Genomic DNA, 17,505 nt, shown 5'->3' with positions numbered 1-17,505 from the left:
TAAAGTGGGTGGCAGTTTAGCAAAGGGGGCCGGCTGCGCTACGTCTGGATCAGCCGCTTCTGCCGCGAAATACTCATCAGAATGCCGATGCCCGCGCCCAGCGTCACCAGCGCGGTGCCGCCATAGCTCATCAGCGGCAGCGGCACGCCCACCACCGGCAGGATGCCGCTGACCATGCCCATGTTGACGAAGGCATAGGTGAAGAAGATCAGCGTGATCGATCCCGCCAGCAGCCGCGAGAACAGCGTCGGCGCATTGGCCGCGATAAACAGGCCGCGGAAGATCAACAGCAGATACAGCACCAGCAGCACCGCATTGCCGATCAGGCCGAACTCTTCCGAGTACACGGCGAAAATAAAGTCGGTGTGCTTTTCCGGAATGAACTCCAGGTGCGTCTGCGTGCCCTTGAGCCAGCCCTTGCCCTCGACCCCGCCGGAGCCGATGGCGATGATCGACTGGATGGTGTGGAAGCCCTTGCCCAGCGGATCGCTGGTAGGGTCCAGCAGCGTGCAGATGCGGTGCTGCTGGTAGTCGTGCAGCACCGGCCAGTTCACGCCCGGCGCGCACATATCGTTCTGGAACGTGATCAGCAGCGTGACCGCCACCACCAGCAGCCCCAGCAGCGGCAGGATCAGCTTCCACGACAGGCCCGCGAAGTAGATCACGTACACGCCCGCGGCCATCACCAGCAGCGCCGTGCCCAGGTCGGGTTGCTTGGCGATCAGGCCGACCGGGATCAGCAGCAGCACCAGCGCCACCACGAAGTCGAACCACTTGACCACGCCCTCGCGCTTCTGGAAGTACCACGCCAGCATCAGCGGCATCGAGATCTTCATGATCTCGGACGGCTGGATCACCATGCCGACATAGAGCCAGCGGCGCGCGCCCTTGCGGATCAGCCCGAACATGGCGACCGCGATCAGCAGCGCCACCCCGACCGTGTAGATCGGCACCGCCACCCGCATCAGCGTCTGCGTGGGCAGGTAGGCGATCACCATCATCACCACATAAGACAGCAGGATATTGCGCAGCTGGTCCTCGACCCGGCCCGGCATGTCGATGGCGGCCGAGTACAGCGCCACGATGCCGGTGGCGAACAGCAGGAAGACGATCAGCGAGAGTGGTTTGTCAAAACCGGTCAGCGCGGTCTTGATCAGGGACAGGACGCGGCGTCGATCCATGCGCGTCTCCTTCAGCGAGTGGCGTCGGCACCGCTGGCTGCCTTGGCAGCCACGGGCTTGACGCGTGGTTTGGGCGCGGGCGCCTTGGCCGGCACGACCGGCACGGAAGCCGGCGGCACCTTCGGCTTGCTGTGGCCCAGCGCCTGCAGCATGCGTTCATCCAGCGTCTGCACGGCCGAGGCCGGTGCGATCGCGGCCGGGTCCAGTGCCGCCGCGATCGCGTCAGACGCCGCGGCGTGCGCGCCCGAGGCCGCGGCCACCGCGCTGGCGGCCGCGCCGCTGGCCGGTGCGCTACCGCCCGACATCACGGTAGCGCTGGCGATGCTGGCAGTCTGGCCGGTGGTAAACACGCTCGGCGTGGCCACCGGCGGGCGGCCCGCCATGCGCTCGGCTTCCGGCGGAGCGATGGCTTCCAGCTCTGCCGGCCATTTGCCGGTCAGGTAGTAGTCCATCACCTTGCGCGCGATCGGCGCGGCCACCGCGGCGCCGAAGCCGGCGTTCTCGACGATCAGCGCAATCGCGATCCTCGGGTTGTCCGCTGGCGCGAAGGCCGTGTACAGCGAGTGGTCGCGCTTGCGCTCGTCCAGCGCGTGGTGGTTGTACTTCTCGCCCTTGCCCAGGCTGTAGGTCTGCGCGGTGCCGGTCTTGCCCGCCGATTCATAGGCCGCACCGGCGAACACGCGCGCGGCCGTGCCGGAGTGCGTCACCGCCACCATGGCGCGCTTGATCACGTCGATATCGGCCTGCTTGAGCGGAATGCGATAGCTTTCCTTTGGCACCGTCAGCGTGCGCTTGCGCGTGACCGCGTCTTCCACGGCCTTGACCAGGTGGGGCTTCATCACGCTGCCGTTGTTGACGATGACCGAGGTGGCCTGCGCCAGCTGCAGGATGGTGAAGCTGTTGTAGCCCTGCCCGATGCCCAGCGAGATGGTCTCGCCGTCGTACCACTTCTGCTGCTCGGGCTTGCGGTACGCGCGGCGCTTCCAGTCGGTCGACGGCAGGATGCCGCGGCTTTCGCCCTCGATGTCGATGCCGGTGATCTGGCCGAAGCCGAGCGGCTTCATGAAGTCATGGATGCCGTTGACGCCCATGTCGCGCGCCAGCGCGTAGTAGTAGGTGTCGCACGATTGCACAATCGAGCTGTGCATGTCGACCCAGCCGTGGCCGCCCGGCTTGTCGTCGCGGAAGGTATGGTTGCCCAGCGTGAAGAAGCCGGGATCGTGCATGCCCCAGGCCGCGGTGCGCTTGCCGGTGGTCAGCGCCGCCAGCGCCATGAACGGCTTGTAGGTCGAGCCGGGCGGGTAGGTGCCCCTGAGGGGCCGGTTCAGGAGCGGCTTGTCGGGCGAGTTGTTGAGCTCATTCCAGGTATTGGTGTCGATGCCTTCGACGAACAGATTGGGGTCGTAGGTCGGCTTGGAGACAAAGGCCAGGATGTCGCCGGTGGCCGGCTCGATCGCTACCAGCGCGCCGCGGCGGTCGCCGTAGAGCGCCTCGGCCAGCTGCTGCAGGCGGATGTCGAGCGACAGGATCAGGTTGTTGCCGGGCGTGGCGGGTGAGGTCGAAAGCGTGCGGATGGGGCGCCCGCCCGCGCTCACTTCCACTTCCTCGAAACCGGTCAGTCCGTGCAGCTCGCTCTCGTAGCTCTGCTCCAGGCCGATCTTGCCGATGTAGTTGGTGCCCTTGTAGTTGTCGGCATCCTTGCGCGGATCGTACTTGGCGCCCTCGGCATCGTTGGCCTCGTCCATGGCCTCGATGCGCTCCTGGTCGCGCTGCGAGATCCGGCCCAGGTAGCCGATCACGTGCGAGGCCGACTCGCCCAGCGGGTACTGGCGGAACAGCCGCGCGCGCACGTCCACGCCCGGGAAGCGGAAGCGCTGCGCGGAAAAGCGTGCCACTTCCTCGTCGGTCAGCTGGCTGCGGATCGGCAGGCTTTCAAAGCTGCGCGACTCTTCCATCAGCCGCTTGAAGCGGCGCCGGTCGCGCGGCTGGATATCCACCAGCCCGGACAGGCTCTCGATGGTGTTGTCCAGCGTATCGGTCAGCTTGGACGGCGTGATCTCCAGCGTGTACGCCGAATAATTGCGCGCCAGCACGAGCCCGTTGCGGTCCATGATGATGCCGCGGTTGGGCTCGATCGGCGCCACCGAGATGCGGTTGTCCTCGGCCTTGGCCGAGTACTGGTCATGCTTGTACCACTGCAGCCACAGGAAGCGCGTGAACAGCAGGCCAAAGCAGATCACCGTGAACAGGGCCGCAGCCGCCACGCGGATGCGGAAGCGGCCGATTTCCAGTTCGACGTTGCGGATTTCGGTCATGGTACTGCGTAGGCCAGGGATGAGCGTTTAGGTGCGGTCAGATGCGTGCGGCGTCAGATCGGACGCGTCTCGTCGACATCGCTCGAACGGCGCTGCGGCGCCAGCAGCAGGCTGGTGGCCAGCGGCCACAGCAGCGCCTCGATCGCCGGCGCCAGCAACAGTGGCCAGCCCGGCAGCGGCGCGCCCATGGCCAGCCGGATCAGCACCGGCACCGCATGCACGATGAACAGCAGCGGCAGCACGTGCAGCGCCTGGGTATAGACGGTGAACCACAGCACGCGGCGGTGGATGGTGATAGCAAAGTAGGCCAGCAGGGTGTAGGCCAGCGCGTGCTCGCCCAGCAGCCGGGCATCGTGCACGTCCATCAGCAGGCCCAGCAGGAAGGCCACGCCCATGCCCACCTTGCGCGGCTGGTGGATGTTCCAGAACACCAGCACCAGCGCCACCATGTCGGGGACCCACAGCGTGGTGCCCCAGGGCATCAGGTTGAACAGGAACGCCAGCACGAAGCTGAAGGCGATAAAGGCGGGATTGACCGGCCGCAGCAGGTATTGGGGATTGGTCACCGTGGTGCCTCCTTGGCGGGCGCGGCCTTGGCAGCCGCCGCGCTGTCGGCGGCTGCGCGCGCCGCGGCGGACTTGGCGCCCCTGACCGGCGCCTCCGGCTTGGCCTCGACCGTTTCGCGCGCGGGGATGGCCGCGTCGTAGCGCACCACCAGCAGCTGGCGGTGCGCGCGCACGCCGGCCACCGGCTCGCAGTACACGCGCGAGAACGCGGTATCGGCCTTGCGCTCGATATGGATGATCTTTGCCACCGGCAGGCCCGGCGGGTAGGTGCCGTCCAGGCCAGAGGTCACCAGCAGGTCGCCCTGCTGCAGGTCGGCGGCGGCGGCCATGAAGCGCAGGTCCAGCTGGCCCGCGCGCGCGCCGCCGAAGGCCACGCTGCGCAGGCCGTTGCGCACCACCTGCACGGGGATGGCTTGGTCCTTGTCGGTCAGCAGCGTCACCTCGGACTGGAACGGCGACACGCGCGTGACCTGCCCCACCACGCCGCGCTCGTCGATCACCGGGTAGCCGGCACGCAGGCCGTGCTGGCTGCCCTTGTCGATCACGATGCGCTGGCTGTAGGGATCGCGCGCGTCATACAGGATCTCGGCGGCCGTCACCGGCGTGGCCGACTGCTGCGCCAGCCCGAGCAGCTTGCGCAGCTGGTTGTTCTCGGACTCAAGCTGCGCCTGGCGCACCGCGGCCTGGGCCTGCTGCACGGCGTTCTGGCGCAGTTCGCGGTTCTCGGTGGCGAGCATCGCCGACGACTGCGCGTAGTCGAACATCGTGCGCAGCGCGTCGCGCGGCGTCAGCACCAGGCGTTCGACCGGCATCAGCACGGTGGCGGCAACCTGGCGGCCCACGCTGAGCGCGTCGAAACGGGCATCGACCACCAGCAGCGCCAGCGCGATGGTCACGTACAGGACCAGCCTGGCGACTGCCGAGGTGCCTTGCTTGAAGAGCGGCGGAGGGGAGTAATCCATTTACCCGAACAAAGGCCGGAGCCCACGCGGAAACGCCCCGCCGCCCGCCGTGCCGCGCCCGAGGCCCTTGCGGGGACGGGAGCGGCACAGTCGGGCGGCGGGAGCTGCCGGGGCCTGGCCCCGGCGGATGAGGCGCCGCGACACCGCCCTGATCGCTGGATCCGGCAGGCCGCGCATCGCCACGTGAGCGTCCTTCTTACTCGTAGGAGAAGATGCTGCCGAGCTTGTCCATGCGTTCCAGCGCCATGCCGGAGCCGCGCACCACGCAGGTCAGCGGGTCTTCGGCCACCAGCACCGGCAGGCCGGTTTCTTCGGCCAGCAGGCGGTCCAGGTCGCGCAGCAGCGCGCCGCCGCCGGTCAGCATCATGCCGCGCTCGGCGATGTCGGCGCCCAGTTCGGGCGGGGTCTGTTCCAGCGCGATCTTCACCGCCGACACGATCTGGTTGAGCGGATCGGTCAGGGCTTCCAGGATTTCGTTGGAAGACACCGTGAAGGCGCGCGGGATGCCTTCGGACAGGTTGCGGCCCTTGACTTCCATCTCGCGGACCTCGGAGCCCGGGAAGGCCGAGCCGATTTCCTTCTTGATGGCTTCGGCGGTCTGTTCGCCGATCAGCATGCCGTAGTTGCGGCGGATGTAGTTGACGATGGCCTCGTCGAACTTGTCGCCGCCCACGCGCACCGAACCCTTGTAGACCATGCCGCCCAGCGAGATGATGCCCACCTCGGTGGTGCCGCCGCCGATATCCACCACCATCGAGCCCGACGGCTCCGACACCGGCAGGCCGGCGCCGATCGCGGCCGACATCGGCTCCTCGATCAGGTACACCTGGCTGGCGCCGGCGCCCAGCGCCGATTCGCGGATGGCGCGGCGCTCGACCTGGGTCGAGCCGCACGGCACGCAGATGATGATGCGCGGGCTCGGACGCAGCAGCTTGCTGTCGTGCACCATCTTGATGAATTGCTTGAGCATCTGCTCGGTGACGGTGAAGTCGGCGATCACGCCGTCCTTCATCGGGCGGATCGCCTCGATATTGCCCGGCACCTTGCCCAGCATCTGCTTGGCTTCCTTGCCCACCGCCGTGATGGTTTTCTTGGCGTTGGGGCCGCCTTCCTGGCGGATCGCGACGACCGAGGGCTCGTCCAGCACGATGCCCTTGTCGCGCATGTAGATCAGCGTATTGGCGGTGCCGAGGTCGATCGCCAGGTCGTTGGAGAAGTAGCTGCGGAGAAATCCGAACATCAGGAATCCTGTCTGTGGTGGTGTTCGCGGGTAGGCGAAGCGGCCGGCACCGCGGGCGGTCCGGCCACGAAATACGTTGTGTTGAATACGGAATGGTTCCCGGCTTCCCGGTCCGCCCGCCGTCCGGCACGGGGCCTGCCCGGGCCGGGATGGGATTGGGAACGGCACCGCCGGCGCACTGTGCGCGCCGGCACTACGGGAACCTTTGATTAGACCCCGCGGAAAAGTTCGCGGAAATGTGCAGGCACCGGCGCACAATGTCGTTGACATGCGACATGCGCTGGCCGGTTGCAGAGGCCTAATCAGAGGACCCAGGTTCGCCCTTCGGGCGCCTGTGGATGCCAGGCGCAGGCGTGCCGGCCAACGGCCGCTTTGCGGCCATGTGACGTGGGCGTTGCCAAGGGTCGGTAACTCGCAATGATACCTTATAATTCCTGCTGCTTCGGGCGTTTACGGCCTGAAAATACCTGTAATTCCGACGACTCCGGGGCGCCACTCCGGCGCCCCCGGTCAGGCCACGGGCCGTGCGACTCAGCCGCCCCATGAGCCAGCCGCCGGCGCAGCCCGCGCCCCCCGCATCCGAGCATCCGAACCACCACGCCATGGCCCTCGCTCTATCCGACGTCAAGCGCATCGCCCACCTGGCCCGCATCGAAACCAGCGATGACGAGGCCGCCCAGACGCTTGCGCAGCTGAACAACTTTTTCTCGCTGGTCGAGCAGATGCAGGCGGTCGACACCACCGGCATCGAGCCGCTGGCCCACCCGCTGTCTGCCGTGCGCGACATGGTCCAGCGCCTGCGCGAGGACGTGGTCACCGAATCCGACCGCCGGGCCGACTACCAGCGCCCCGCGCCGGCCACCGAAGACGGCCTGTACCTGGTGCCCAAGGTCATCGAATGACCGCCGCCCGGCCCGGACCCGACGCACCCGTGCATGCCTGTCCGCCGCCGGCCACCCGCCAGTACGCTACCCCTGATGCCAACCGACTGTCATGCCCTTTTCCGCTGATTCCGTGACCTCCCTGCGCCAGCTTGCCGATGCGCTGGCCGCGCGCTCCGTCTCCGCCGAGGAACTCGCGCGCGAGTACCTGGCCCGCATCGAGCAGGCCGCCGCGCTCAACGCCTTTATCCACGTCGATGCCGAGCGCACCCTGGCCCAGGCGCGCGCCGCCGATGAACGCCGCGCCCGCGGCGAGGCCGCGCCGCTGACCGGCGTGCCGATCGCGCACAAGGACGTGTTCGTCACGCGTGGCTGGCGTGCCACCGCCGGCTCGAAGATGCTGGGCAACTATGAAAGCCCGTTCGACGCCACCGTGGTCGAGCGCATGGGCGCGGCCGGCATGGTCACGCTGGGCAAGACCAATATGGACGAGTTCGCGATGGGCTCGTCCAACGAGAACTCGCATTTCGGCCCGGTGCGCAACCCGTGGGACACCAGCCGCGTGCCCGGCGGCTCGTCGGGCGGCTCGGCCGCAGCAGTCGCTGCGGGCCTGGCCCCCGCCGCCACCGGCACCGACACCGGCGGCTCGATCCGCCAGCCGGCGTCGTTCTCGGGTATCACCGGCATCAAGCCGACCTACGGCCGCGTGTCGCGCTACGGCATGATCGCCTTCGCCTCGTCGCTGGATCAGGCCGGCCCGATGGCCCATAGCGCCGAAGACTGCGCGCTGCTGCTCAACGCCATGGCCGGCTTCGACCCCAGGGACTCCACCAGCATCACGCCCGCGCAGGGCGGCGTGGACGAGGACTACACCCGGCTGCTGGGCCAGCCGCTCGCCGGCGCCACCGCCGAGCGCCCGCTGGCCGGGCTGCGCATCGGCCTGCCGAAGGAATACTTCGGCAAGGGCCTGTCGGCCGACGTCGAGCAGGCCGTGCGCGCCGCGCTGGCCGAGTATGAAAAGCTGGGCGCCACGCTGGTCGAGGTGACGCTGCCCAAGACCGAGCTGTCGATCCCGGTGTACTACGTGATCGCGCCGGCCGAGGCCTCTTCCAACCTGTCGCGCTTTGACGGCGTGCGCTACGGCCACCGCGCGGCCGAATACCGCGACCTGCTCGACATGTACAAGAAGAGCCGCGCCGAAGGCTTCGGCGCCGAGGTCAAGCGCCGCATCATGGTCGGCACCTATGTGCTGTCGCACGGCTACTACGACGCCTACTACCTGCAGGCGCAGAAGATCCGCCGCATCATCGCCGACGACTTCCAGCGCGCCTTCGCCCAGTGCGACGTGATCATGGGGCCGGTGGCGCCGACGGTGGCGTGGAAGCTGGGCGAGAAGACCTCGGACCCGGTGCAGATGTACCTGGCCGACATCTTCACGCTGTCCACCAGCCTGGCCGGCCTGCCCGGCATGAGCGTGCCGTGCGGCTTCGGCGAAGCCGGCATGCCGGTGGGCCTGCAGCTGATCGGCAACTACTTCGACGAAGCACGCCTGCTGCAGACCGCGCACGCGTTCCAGCAGGCGACCGACTGGCACCTGCGCCGTCCGGGCAAGGCATGAACATGACCGCACGCTCCTCGCTGACCCTGCGCCTGATGGCCGCGGCCGCGCTCGCCGCGGCGGTGGCCGGCTGCATCCCGCTGCCGGGCGGGCTGGGACGGCCCGCGCCCCCGGCTCCGATCGCCAGCCGCGACATCGACCTGGCCGGCGACTGCCGCCGCACCGAGGAAGACGGCTTCCGCGAAGACGCCCAGCTGCGCGTGTCGAACAACAGCGTGCAGCAGCTGTCGTGGAAGCTGTGGGTAGGCAAGCGCGGCTCGTGCAGCTTCAACCTGGCGGACTTCCGCCAGGTCCAGAAGAAGCCGCATATCGAGCTGCGCGCCAATGACGGCAGCGGCTGCAAGCTGATGGTCTGGCAGGACCCGCGCCGCGTCACGCTGGCGCACGCCAATTGCCAGCAGCGCTGCACCCCCGGCATCTACGAAGAAGCCTGGCCCGTGATGTTCGAGCCGGGCAGCGGCGCCTGCGCCCGCACGCGCTGAAGCCACCGAAGCCAGTCATGACCCACGCACCCGCCACCCCGCAACGCTCACTGTGCGCCGCCCGCCCGGCGGTGGCGGTGCTGCGCGCCGTGGTGGCACTGGGGCTGGGCGCATGGCTGGCCGGCGCATCCGCGCATACACCGGACCTGCCCGCCCCCGCGCTGGCACAGCCGGCGCCGCTGACGCCTGCCGGCGTGCTGGCGCCGAATGCGGTGAGCCGGGCCGCGCCAGGGTCTGCGGCAACCGCATCCGTGCCCGCGCAGCGCGTCGAGCTGCGCGGCGATGCGGCCACGCCCGCGCTGACTGCCTACTGGTTCCTGCCGCGCGAAGGCACCAGCCAGCGCGCACTGCCCGTGGTAGTGGCATTGCACGGCTGCGGCGGCCTGCTGTCCGCGCGCCCCTCGCGCGCGAGCGCGGCGGGCGCCGCGGGAACCGACAAGGCGGACGTTTCCGGAATGCTGCAGCAACGCTACCGCGAATACGCACACTGGCTGACCGAGCGCGGCTATGCCGTGCTGATGCCCGACAGCTTCAGCGCGCGCGGCAGGCCCCACGGCATCTGCTCCGACCCCATCGACACGCGCGGCATCGACGACCGCACGCGCCGCGCCGATGCGCTGGCCGCACTGCGCTGGGTGGCGCAGCAGCCGGCGGTCGACACCGCGCGCATCGTGCTGCTGGGCTGGTCCAATGGCGCGCAGGCGGTGCTGGCCACCGTCGATGCCAGCCGCCCGTGGCCGGCCGGCACGCCCCAAGTGGAGCGCGCCGTGGCGTTCTACCCGGGCTGCAAGCGCGCGGTGCAGCAGCACAACTACCGCCTGCGCGCGCCGATGCTGCTGATGATCGGCGGCGCCGACGACTGGACGCCCGCCACCCGCTGCGCCATGCTGCAGAGCGCGGTGCTGGCGCGCCAGCCGGGCGCGCGCTTCCGGCTGGAGATCTACCCGGGCGCCTACCACGGCTTTGACGGCACCAGCGAGCTGCATATGCGCGGCGACGTGCCGGCAGGCATGCGCAAGACCCAGGGCGTCACCGTCGGCGGCGATGCGGTTGCCCGCGTGGCCGCGCTGGCCCAACTCGACTCATGGCTTGCCAGCCCCGACCCTTGAGGACCGGGGCAAGACCAGACTGAACCCCCGAGCGGCGCCGCCGCTCCACCGCAACAGACAGAACCGAAAGAACCGAACAGGAATACCGCCATGCAATGGGAAGTGGTGATCGGCCTCGAAACGCACGCTCAGCTTTCGACGGCCTCCAAGATTTTTTCCGGCACCTCCACCGCCTTCGGGGCCGAGGCCAACACGCAGGCCTCGCCGGTGGACCTGGCGCTGCCGGGCGTGCTGCCGGTGCTCAACAAGGGCGCGGTCGAGCGCGCCATCCAGTTCGGCCTGGCGATCGGCGCCACCATCGCGCCGCGCAGCATCTTTGCGCGCAAGAACTACTTCTACCCCGATCTGCCCAAGGGCTACCAGATCAGCCAGTATGAGATCCCAGTGGTACAGGGCGGCACCATCAGCATCCAGGTCGAAGGCAAGAAGGGCGAGTTCTACGAGAAGACCGTCAACCTGACCCGCGCCCACCTGGAAGAAGACGCGGGCAAGTCCCTGCACGAAGACTTTGCCGGCATGACCGGCATCGACCTGAACCGCGCCGGCACCCCGCTGCTGGAAATCGTCACCGAGCCTGACATGCGCAGCGCCGCCGAAGCCGTGGCCTATGCCAAGACGCTGCACTCGCTGGTGGTGTGGCTGGGCATCTGCGATGGCAACATGCAGGAAGGCAGCTTCCGCTGCGACGCCAACGTGTCGGTGCGCCCGCTCGGCCAGAAGGAATTCGGCACCCGGCGCGAGATCAAGAACCTGAACTCGTTCCGCTTCCTGCAGCAGGCCATCGAGTACGAAGTGCAGTGGCAGATCGCCGAGATCGAGGACGGCCGCAAGATCCAGCAGGCCACCGTGCTGTTCGACCCGGATACCGGCGAGACCCGCGCGATGCGCACCAAGGAAGACGCGCACGACTACCGCTACTTCCCCGATCCGGACCTGATGCCGCTGGAAATCGATGCCGGCTGGGTGGACCGCGTGCGCGGCGAACTGCCCGAATTGCCGGCCGCGATGCAGGCGCGCTTTGTCTCGCAGTACGGTCTGTCGGCGTATGACGCCACCACGCTGACCGCCACCAAGGCCTTCGCCGCCTACTACGAGGCCGTGGTGGCCGACGCCGGTGCCGCCAACGCCAAGCCCGCGGCCAACTGGCTGATGGGCGACGTGGCCTCGCAGCTCAACCGCGAAGGCATCGCCATCGATGCCGCGCCGGTCACGCCGGCGCAACTGGCGAAGCTGCTGACGCGCATTGCGGACGGCACGGTGTCGAACAACACGGCCAAGAAGGATGTGTTCCCGGCGATGTGGGCCGGCGAGCATGGCGGCGATGCCGATGCCATCATCGCGGCCAAGGGGCTGAAGCAGATGTCGGACAGCGGCGAGCTGGAGAAGATCATCGACGACGTGCTGGCGGCCAACGCCAAGTCGGTCGAGGAATTCCGCGCGGGCAAGGAGAAGGCGTTCAATGCGCTGGTCGGACAGGCGATGAAGGCCACCAAGGGCAAGGCCAATCCGGCGCAGGTGAATGAGCTGCTGAAGAAGAAGCTGGGGTAATGGGAAAAGGGCGGGCTGACAGCCCAGCGAACCGCCAGCGGCAGGCGTATCCTACTGGCCTGCCCTAAGCGTCAGGAGATCCCCATGAGCTGGTCCGCCCACCAATACGTCGCCTTCGAAGACGAACGCACCCGCCCGGTCCGCGACCTGGTGGCTGCCATCCCCAATCAGACCGCGCGCAGCGCGGTGGATATCGGCTGCGGGCCGGGCAATTCCACCGAGGTGCTGCTGGCGCGCTATGCGGGGGCGTCGGTGACCGGGCTGGACAGCTCGCAGGACATGGTCGACGCGGCGCGCAAGCGCCTGCCCGACGTGCAGTTCCGCGTGGCCGACATCGGCGCCTGGGACGAGGCCGGGCCCTATGACGTGATCCTGGCCAATGCCGTGCTGCAGTGGCTGCCTGACCACGCCAGCCTGTTCCCGGCACTGGTATCCAGGCTCGCTCCCGGCGGCACGCTGGCCGTGCAGATGCCGGACAACCTGGAAGAACCCGCGCACCGGCTGATGCGCCAGGTGGCGGCGGATGGCCCGTGGGCCGAAAAGCTCGCCGGCGCCAGCAAGGCCCGCGCCGAGCGCGCCCCGGCGCAGTGGTACTACGAGCTGCTGCGCCCGCTGTGCCAGCGCGTGGATGTATGGCTGACCACGTACCACCATCCGCTGGCGGGCGGCCCGGCCGCGGTGGTCGAGTGGTTCAAGGGCAGCGGCCTGCGCCCCTTCCTGCAGCCGCTGGACGAGGCCGAGCGCGCCGCCTACCTGGCGCGCTACGAAGCCGAGATTGCCAAGGCGTACCCGGCGCTGCCGGACGGGTCGGTGCTGCTGCCGTTCCCGCGCCTGTTCATCGTCGCGACACGCTGAGGCCCTACGCAGGCTTGTGGCAGACCGCTTCGATGTTGTGCCCGTCCGGGTCCAGCACGAAGGCGCCGTAGTAGTCGGAATGGTAGTGCGCGCGGATGCCCGGCGCGCCGTTGTCGCGCCCGCCCGCGGCCAGCGCCGCGCGATAGAAGGCATCGACGGTCTCGCGGCTGTCCACGCGGAAGGCCACGTGCAGCGGCGGCTGGTTGGGCGTGCCGCGGTGGATCCAGAAGTCGGGTTGCCCCGGCGGGCCGAAGCCGGCCACGTCGGTGCTGCCGGTGACGCTCGCCGAGAATTCCTTGTCCAGCACATAGCCGATGGCGCCCAGCGCCGCCTGGTAGAAGGCGCGGCTCTTGCCGTAGTCGCTGACGCTTACGCCGGTGTGGTCGATCATGGGTCGCTTCCTTTCAAGGGTGGGAGGGCGCTCAGGCCAGATCCAGCACGCTCATGGTGGCGTTCAGGCGGCTGACCAGCACGGATTCACCGTGGACATCGGCAAAGACATCCGCCTCCACCACGATGATCGCGCGGCCGGACTTGAGCACATCGGCACGGCAGCGCAGCCGTTCGCTGCGCACGGCCCTGAGCAGGTTGATCTTGAACTCCGCGGTGACCACGTGCTGGCCTGCCTCCAGGATGGTGGATGCCGCCGCGCCCGCGGTGTGGTCCGCCATGGTGGCCTGCACGCCCGCATGGACGATGCCGCCATGCTGCAGGTGGCGCGGCGTAATGGCCAGCGTGGATTCGCACCAGCCTGGCCCACAGTCCGCCAGCGAGATGCCGACGTCGTTGACGAAGGCGGTCTGGCGGAAGCCCGCCTCGATGGTGTCGCGCAGCAAAAGCCGTTCCTGTTCGGTGGTCATGGCTGTTCCTTGTCGGGTCACTGCATCACCGGGATGTGCGCATTGCAGCGTGAAGGCACCGGGCTGTCAACCATCCATGCGCCTTTTACGCCGCGCCGAAGCGGGCCGGCGTGCTGTCGCCTACACTGGAAGCATCCGCGACCCGCATGCGCGCCTGAGCGCATGCAGCCCGCCATGATCGCCGACGCCCATCCCCCCACACTGCACCGCAAGACGCGGCCCGCCGCCGCCTTTGCCGCGCTGACGCAGGCAAGCCTGGCGCGCATGGAAGCAAGCCTGGCCCAGTTGCTGCACCGCGACGAGGCCGAAGACCTGCACGCGCTGCGCGTGGCGGTACGCCACGCGCGCGCGGTGCTCTGGGCCCTGGGGCCGTCGTTGCCGCGGCAGGAGCGTGATCGCTGGAAGCATGACCTGCGCATGCTGGCGCGCGCCACCAGCGATGTGCGCGACTGGGACGTGTTCCTGGCCGAAACCATTGCCCCGGCACGCAAGCTGGAACCGGACGATACCGTGCTGTCGGCCATCGCCGACACCGCCCGTGAGCGCCGCGACACCGCACGGCAAACCATGCTGTCGGCCCTGGCCGGCTACCGTGACTGGCCACTGCCCGCGCTGCATCGCGACCTGGCGCACCTGGACCATCTGGCCGCCCGCGCCCGCAGTGACGGTGGCCGCCTCGGGCCCCTTGCGCGCAAGCGCGTGCGCCGCGGCCGCAAGCGCCTGCGCGCGCTGGCAAAGGCTGCACGCCGCGGCAATCCTCGCGCGGTGCATGAACTGCGCATCGCCGGCAAGCGACTGCGCTATGTGATCGAGGCGTTCGCGCCGGTGCTGCCATCCCGCTACAGCAAGGACCTGCATCGCAAGCTGGTCAAACGGCAGGCGAAGCTTGGCCGCTTTGTCGACGGCATCGTCGCGCGCCGGCTGCTGGCCGACTGCCTGCAGGCGCAGGCAATGCCGGACGAGGCGCCGCCGCAGCCGCTGCCCGGCGCCAGCTGACCACCCCGCCCGCCATGGCGGCCTGCCCACCGCGTGCCACGCCAACTGCACCCGATCTGCGACAATACCGCCATGACTGCTCCCCAGGTTCCCATTGCCGCCATCGCCACCGCGCCCGGACGCGGCGGCATCGGCGTGGTGCGCGTGTCGGGCCCCAATGTCGGCCCGGTGATGCGCGCCGTCTGCGGCCAGGCGCTGAAGCCGCGCCATGCCACCTACCTGCCGTTCCTCGATGGCCATGGCAAAGTCATCGACCACGGCCTGGCGCTGTATTTCCCGGCGCCCAATTCCTATACCGGCGAGGAAGTGCTCGAGCTGCAGGGCCACGGCGGCCCGGTGGTGATGCAGATGCTGCTGACGCGCTGCCTGCAGGCGGGCGACGGCATCGGCCTGCGCCTGGCGGAGCCCGGCGAGTTCACGCGGCGCGCCTTCCTCAACGACAAGCTCGACCTGGCCCAGGCCGAGGCCGTGGCCGACCTGATCGAAGCCAGCACCGAGGCCGCGGCGCGCTCAGCGGCGCGTTCGATGGAGGGCGAATTCTCCAACGCCATCCGCCAGCTTGTGGATAAGGTCATCCACCTGCGCATGCTGGTGGAAGCCACTCTGGACTTCCCCGAGGAAGAGATCGATTTCCTGGAGCAGTCCGACGCCCGCGGCCAGCTTGCCACCATCCGCACCGAACTTGGCGGCGTGCTGGCGCAGGCGCGCCAGGGCGCGCTGCTGCGCGAGGGCCTGTCGGTGGTGCTGGCGGGCCAGCCCAACGTGGGCAAGTCGTCGCTGCTGAACGCGCTGGCCGGCGCGGAGCTGGCCATCGTCACGCCCATCGCCGGCACCACGCGCGACCGCGTGCGCGAGACCATCCAGATCGACGGCATCCCACTGCATATCATCGACACCGCCGGCCTGCGCGAGCACGCCGCCGACGAAGTCGAGCGCATCGGCATCGAACGCACCTGGGACGCCATCCGCCGCGCCGATATCGTGCTGCACCTGGTCGACGCCACCGACTACCTGCGCCACGGCCTGTCCGAGACCGACGACGCCATCGACGACCAGCTCAGCGGCCAGCTGCCGCCGGGCTCGCCGATCGTGCGCATCGTCAACAAGATCGACAAGGCCCCCGCGGTTGGCGATGTCGTCTTCGGCGGCAACCGCCCGCATGTGGTTGCGGCCAACGGCCCCAACCCGACCGAGATCTGGATCTCGGCGCGCACCGGGGCCGGCATTGAACTGCTGCGTCGTGAACTACTGCGGCTGGTGGGCTGGCAGTCAGGCAATGAAGGCAACTTCCTGGCGCGCGAACGGCACCTGACGGCGCTGCGGAATGCGCAATCGCACCTGGATATCGCCGCGGAGCAGGCCGAGCACCAGGCGCAGGCGCTGGACCTGTTTGCCGAAGAGCTGCGGCTGGCGCAGGATTGCCTGAACAGCATTACGGGTGAGTTCACCAGCGATGATCTGCTGGGGACGATCTTTACGCGTTTCTGCATCGGCAAGTGATACCCGCAGCCGCGGCCCCATGTCGCGGCGCGGAAGGCGCCGGTACAAGTAAACTGCAGGCTACTCGCTGACATGCCGGCGCCGGGCCCTTCGGCGCCTCTCCCGCCATGCGCCTGACCCTCATCACCTTCGGTACCCAGGGCGACTGCCGCCCCATGGTCGCGCTGGGCCTCGGCCTGCGCGCCGCCGGCCACGACGTGCTGATGCTGGGCGAACGCTCGGCAGCCACGCTCGCGGCAGAGCACGGCCTGGCCTTTGCGCCGATGGCGGGCGATATCCAGCAGACGCTGGCTCCCGGCGGCGCGCTGCACAAGCTGATGACCGAAGGCGGCAACGTCGCCGAGGCCACGCGGGCATTCGCGCGCATTGCCGAGGACAACACCGAGGCATGGATGGCACAACTGGCGGAAGCCGCGCGCGCTGCCGATGGCATCGTGTTCTCGGGGCTGACGGCGTATGTGGCGCTGTCGGTGGGCGAGCAGTTGGGCAAGCCGGTGATCGGCGCGGGCATGTTCCCGATCTCGCCGACGCGGGCCTTTCCGTCCGCGCTGCTCCCGCCGTTCAGGATGCCGGGGTGGGCTAATCGCGCCAGCCACCACGTGATCAACTTCGTGCTGTGGCGCATGTTCCGTACCGCGACCAATGCTGCGCGCTCCAGGCTGTTCGGCGCGTCAGCGCGCAAGGCGATGTGGGCGGACTTTCCGACGCTGTACGCGATCTCGCCGCAGCTGGTGCCGCGTCCGCATGACTGGCATGACGACTGGCTGGTGAGCGGCGCGTGGACCATGCCGCCGCAGCCGGACTGGCAACCGGACGCGCCGCTGCGCGACTTCCTGGCGGCCGGCGAGGCGCCGCTGTATATCGGCTTTGGCAGCATGGCGGGCTTTGACCGGGACAAGGTGGTGACGGCGCTGGTGCAGGCGGTCGATGGCCGGCGCGCGCTGTTCTATCCGGGCTGGAGCGGCATCGACGTGGCGGCGTTGCCATCCAGCTTCCACGTGGTAGGCGCCACCCCGCATGACTGGCTGTTGCCGCGCGTGTCGGCGGCAATCCATCATGGCGGTGCGGGCACCACGCATGCAGCCGTGGCAGCGGGCGCCCCATCGATCGTGCTGCCGTTTGCGGGCGACCAGTTTTTCTGGGCGGGCCGGCTGGCGGCACTGGGCGTGGCGCCGCGCTATGTCGCCGGGCACAAGATCGACGCGCCGCGGCTGGCGTCGATGATCGCCTTCGCGGAGCAATCGGCCACGCGCGAACGGGCCGCCACGCTGGGCCGCGCGATGGCCGCCGAGCGCGGCGTCGACCATGCCGTGGCGGCGATTGAGCGCTTTTGCGGCAGGCAGGGCGCATAATCCCGTTCCGCCTTCCGCATTCACTGACGCAGGACCTTCC

Annotated in this window: 16 protein-coding genes; 9 read left to right on the top strand and 7 right to left on the bottom strand. The window is 68.9% G+C overall.

The features are described from left to right. Positions 1-38: 38 nt before the first annotated feature. The 5 genes from rodA to CNE_RS00515 form a co-directional block, all read right to left on the bottom strand. Entirely contained in the window at positions 39-1,181 is a 1,143-nt protein-coding gene (gene rodA / locus CNE_RS00535) for a rod shape-determining protein RodA (protein ID WP_013955205.1), read from the bottom strand. An 11-nt stretch (positions 1,182-1,192) separates the two neighbouring features. Next, on the bottom strand, positions 1,193-3,496 hold the full coding sequence (mrdA, locus tag CNE_RS00530) for a penicillin-binding protein 2 (protein ID WP_013955204.1): 2,304 nt from the start codon (positions 3,494-3,496) through the stop codon (positions 1,193-1,195). Between the two features lie 53 nt (positions 3,497-3,549). Beyond that, positions 3,550-4,062, bottom strand: a complete 513-nt coding sequence (gene mreD / locus CNE_RS00525; protein WP_013955203.1) for a rod shape-determining protein MreD — start codon at positions 4,060-4,062, stop codon at positions 3,550-3,552. Continuing rightward, the gene (gene mreC / locus CNE_RS00520; RefSeq protein ID WP_013955202.1) at positions 4,059-5,024 is read right to left on the bottom strand and encodes a rod shape-determining protein MreC; all 966 of its coding nucleotides are present in this window, start codon (positions 5,022-5,024) and stop codon (positions 4,059-4,061) included. Before mreC ends, mreD begins: the two co-directional genes overlap by 4 nt. Before the next feature lie 196 nt (positions 5,025-5,220). Next, positions 5,221-6,264, bottom strand: coding sequence for a rod shape-determining protein (locus tag CNE_RS00515; RefSeq protein WP_008648066.1), 1,044 nt, complete (start codon positions 6,262-6,264; stop codon positions 5,221-5,223). A gap of 602 nt (positions 6,265-6,866) precedes the next feature. Here CNE_RS00515 and gatC point away from each other — a divergent pair. The 6 genes from gatC (at position 6,867) to tam (ending at position 12,757) form a co-directional block, all read left to right on the top strand. Further along, positions 6,867-7,166 carry an Asp-tRNA(Asn)/Glu-tRNA(Gln) amidotransferase subunit GatC gene (gatC, locus tag CNE_RS00510; protein ID WP_035819367.1) on the top strand — a complete coding sequence of 100 codons (300 nt, stop codon included), beginning with the start codon at positions 6,867-6,869 and terminating at the stop codon, positions 7,164-7,166. 91 nt (positions 7,167-7,257) lie between these two features. Further along, positions 7,258-8,763, top strand: coding sequence for an Asp-tRNA(Asn)/Glu-tRNA(Gln) amidotransferase subunit GatA (gene gatA / locus CNE_RS00505; RefSeq protein WP_013955200.1), 1,506 nt, complete (start codon positions 7,258-7,260; stop codon positions 8,761-8,763). Then, a complete protein-coding gene (locus CNE_RS00500) occupies positions 8,760-9,245 on the top strand; it encodes a hypothetical protein (protein ID WP_013955199.1) in 486 nt (161 codons plus the stop codon). Before gatA ends, CNE_RS00500 begins: the two co-directional genes overlap by 4 nt. Before the next feature lie 17 nt (positions 9,246-9,262). Beyond that, the gene (locus CNE_RS00495) at positions 9,263-10,354 is read left to right on the top strand and encodes a dienelactone hydrolase family protein (RefSeq protein WP_013955198.1); all 1,092 of its coding nucleotides are present in this window, start codon (positions 9,263-9,265) and stop codon (positions 10,352-10,354) included. A 90-nt stretch (positions 10,355-10,444) separates the two neighbouring features. Further along, positions 10,445-11,902, top strand: coding sequence for an Asp-tRNA(Asn)/Glu-tRNA(Gln) amidotransferase subunit GatB (gene gatB / locus CNE_RS00490; RefSeq protein ID WP_013955197.1), 1,458 nt, complete (start codon positions 10,445-10,447; stop codon positions 11,900-11,902). An 84-nt stretch (positions 11,903-11,986) separates the two neighbouring features. After that, positions 11,987-12,757, top strand: coding sequence for a trans-aconitate 2-methyltransferase (gene tam, locus CNE_RS00485; protein ID WP_013955196.1), 771 nt, complete (start codon positions 11,987-11,989; stop codon positions 12,755-12,757). A gap of 4 nt (positions 12,758-12,761) precedes the next feature. On the opposite strand, the gene CNE_RS00480 is transcribed toward tam, so the two are convergent. Further along, complete coding sequence (locus CNE_RS00480; protein WP_013955195.1) at positions 12,762-13,148, bottom strand: VOC family protein; 387 nt, start codon at positions 13,146-13,148, stop codon at positions 12,762-12,764. 31 nt (positions 13,149-13,179) lie between these two features. Continuing rightward, positions 13,180-13,617, bottom strand: coding sequence for a PaaI family thioesterase (locus CNE_RS00475; RefSeq protein WP_013955194.1), 438 nt, complete (start codon positions 13,615-13,617; stop codon positions 13,180-13,182). A 174-nt stretch (positions 13,618-13,791) separates the two neighbouring features. Between CNE_RS00475 and CNE_RS00470 the strand changes: the two genes are divergently transcribed. From CNE_RS00470 to CNE_RS00460, 3 genes are all read left to right on the top strand, one after another. Further along, positions 13,792-14,613, top strand: coding sequence for a CHAD domain-containing protein (locus CNE_RS00470; protein WP_041228265.1), 822 nt, complete (start codon positions 13,792-13,794; stop codon positions 14,611-14,613). A 72-nt stretch (positions 14,614-14,685) separates the two neighbouring features. Beyond that, the gene (gene mnmE / locus CNE_RS00465) at positions 14,686-16,113 is read left to right on the top strand and encodes a tRNA uridine-5-carboxymethylaminomethyl(34) synthesis GTPase MnmE (RefSeq protein WP_013955192.1); all 1,428 of its coding nucleotides are present in this window, start codon (positions 14,686-14,688) and stop codon (positions 16,111-16,113) included. Positions 16,114-16,220: 107 nt separating this feature from the next. After that, positions 16,221-17,465 carry a glycosyltransferase gene (locus CNE_RS00460; RefSeq protein WP_013955191.1) on the top strand — a complete coding sequence of 415 codons (1,245 nt, stop codon included), beginning with the start codon at positions 16,221-16,223 and terminating at the stop codon, positions 17,463-17,465. Positions 17,466-17,505 lie beyond the last annotated feature (40 nt).

The organism is Cupriavidus necator N-1 (assembly GCF_000219215.1).
Taxonomy (GTDB): domain Bacteria; phylum Pseudomonadota; class Gammaproteobacteria; order Burkholderiales; family Burkholderiaceae; genus Cupriavidus; species Cupriavidus necator.
The sequence above is the reverse complement of the archived record's forward strand: the minus strand, read 5'-3'. Positions and strand labels throughout refer to the sequence as shown.

What these genes read in the sequence shown, in the direction of transcription:
- rodA (WP_013955205.1), bottom strand. Translation starts at nt 1,181, where the DNA reads ATGGATCGACGCCGCGTCCTGTCCCTGATCAAGACCGCGCTGACCGGT.
- mrdA (WP_013955204.1), bottom strand. Translation starts at nt 3,496, where the DNA reads ATGACCGAAATCCGCAACGTCGAACTGGAAATCGGCCGCTTCCGCATC.
- mreC (WP_013955202.1), bottom strand. Translation starts at nt 5,024, where the DNA reads ATGGATTACTCCCCTCCGCCGCTCTTCAAGCAAGGCACCTCGGCAGTC.
- CNE_RS00515 (WP_008648066.1), bottom strand. Translation starts at nt 6,264, where the DNA reads ATGTTCGGATTTCTCCGCAGCTACTTCTCCAACGACCTGGCGATCGAC.
- gatC (WP_035819367.1), top strand. Translation starts at nt 6,867, where the DNA reads ATGGCCCTCGCTCTATCCGACGTCAAGCGCATCGCCCACCTGGCCCGC.
- gatA (WP_013955200.1), top strand. Translation starts at nt 7,258, where the DNA reads ATGCCCTTTTCCGCTGATTCCGTGACCTCCCTGCGCCAGCTTGCCGAT.
- CNE_RS00500 (WP_013955199.1), top strand. Translation starts at nt 8,760, where the DNA reads ATGAACATGACCGCACGCTCCTCGCTGACCCTGCGCCTGATGGCCGCG.
- CNE_RS00495 (WP_013955198.1), top strand. Translation starts at nt 9,263, where the DNA reads ATGACCCACGCACCCGCCACCCCGCAACGCTCACTGTGCGCCGCCCGC.
- gatB (WP_013955197.1), top strand. Translation starts at nt 10,445, where the DNA reads ATGCAATGGGAAGTGGTGATCGGCCTCGAAACGCACGCTCAGCTTTCG.
- tam (WP_013955196.1), top strand. Translation starts at nt 11,987, where the DNA reads ATGAGCTGGTCCGCCCACCAATACGTCGCCTTCGAAGACGAACGCACC.
- CNE_RS00480 (WP_013955195.1), bottom strand. Translation starts at nt 13,148, where the DNA reads ATGATCGACCACACCGGCGTAAGCGTCAGCGACTACGGCAAGAGCCGC.
- CNE_RS00475 (WP_013955194.1), bottom strand. Translation starts at nt 13,617, where the DNA reads ATGACCACCGAACAGGAACGGCTTTTGCTGCGCGACACCATCGAGGCG.
- CNE_RS00470 (WP_041228265.1), top strand. Translation starts at nt 13,792, where the DNA reads ATGATCGCCGACGCCCATCCCCCCACACTGCACCGCAAGACGCGGCCC.
- mnmE (WP_013955192.1), top strand. Translation starts at nt 14,686, where the DNA reads ATGACTGCTCCCCAGGTTCCCATTGCCGCCATCGCCACCGCGCCCGGA.
- CNE_RS00460 (WP_013955191.1), top strand. Translation starts at nt 16,221, where the DNA reads ATGCGCCTGACCCTCATCACCTTCGGTACCCAGGGCGACTGCCGCCCC.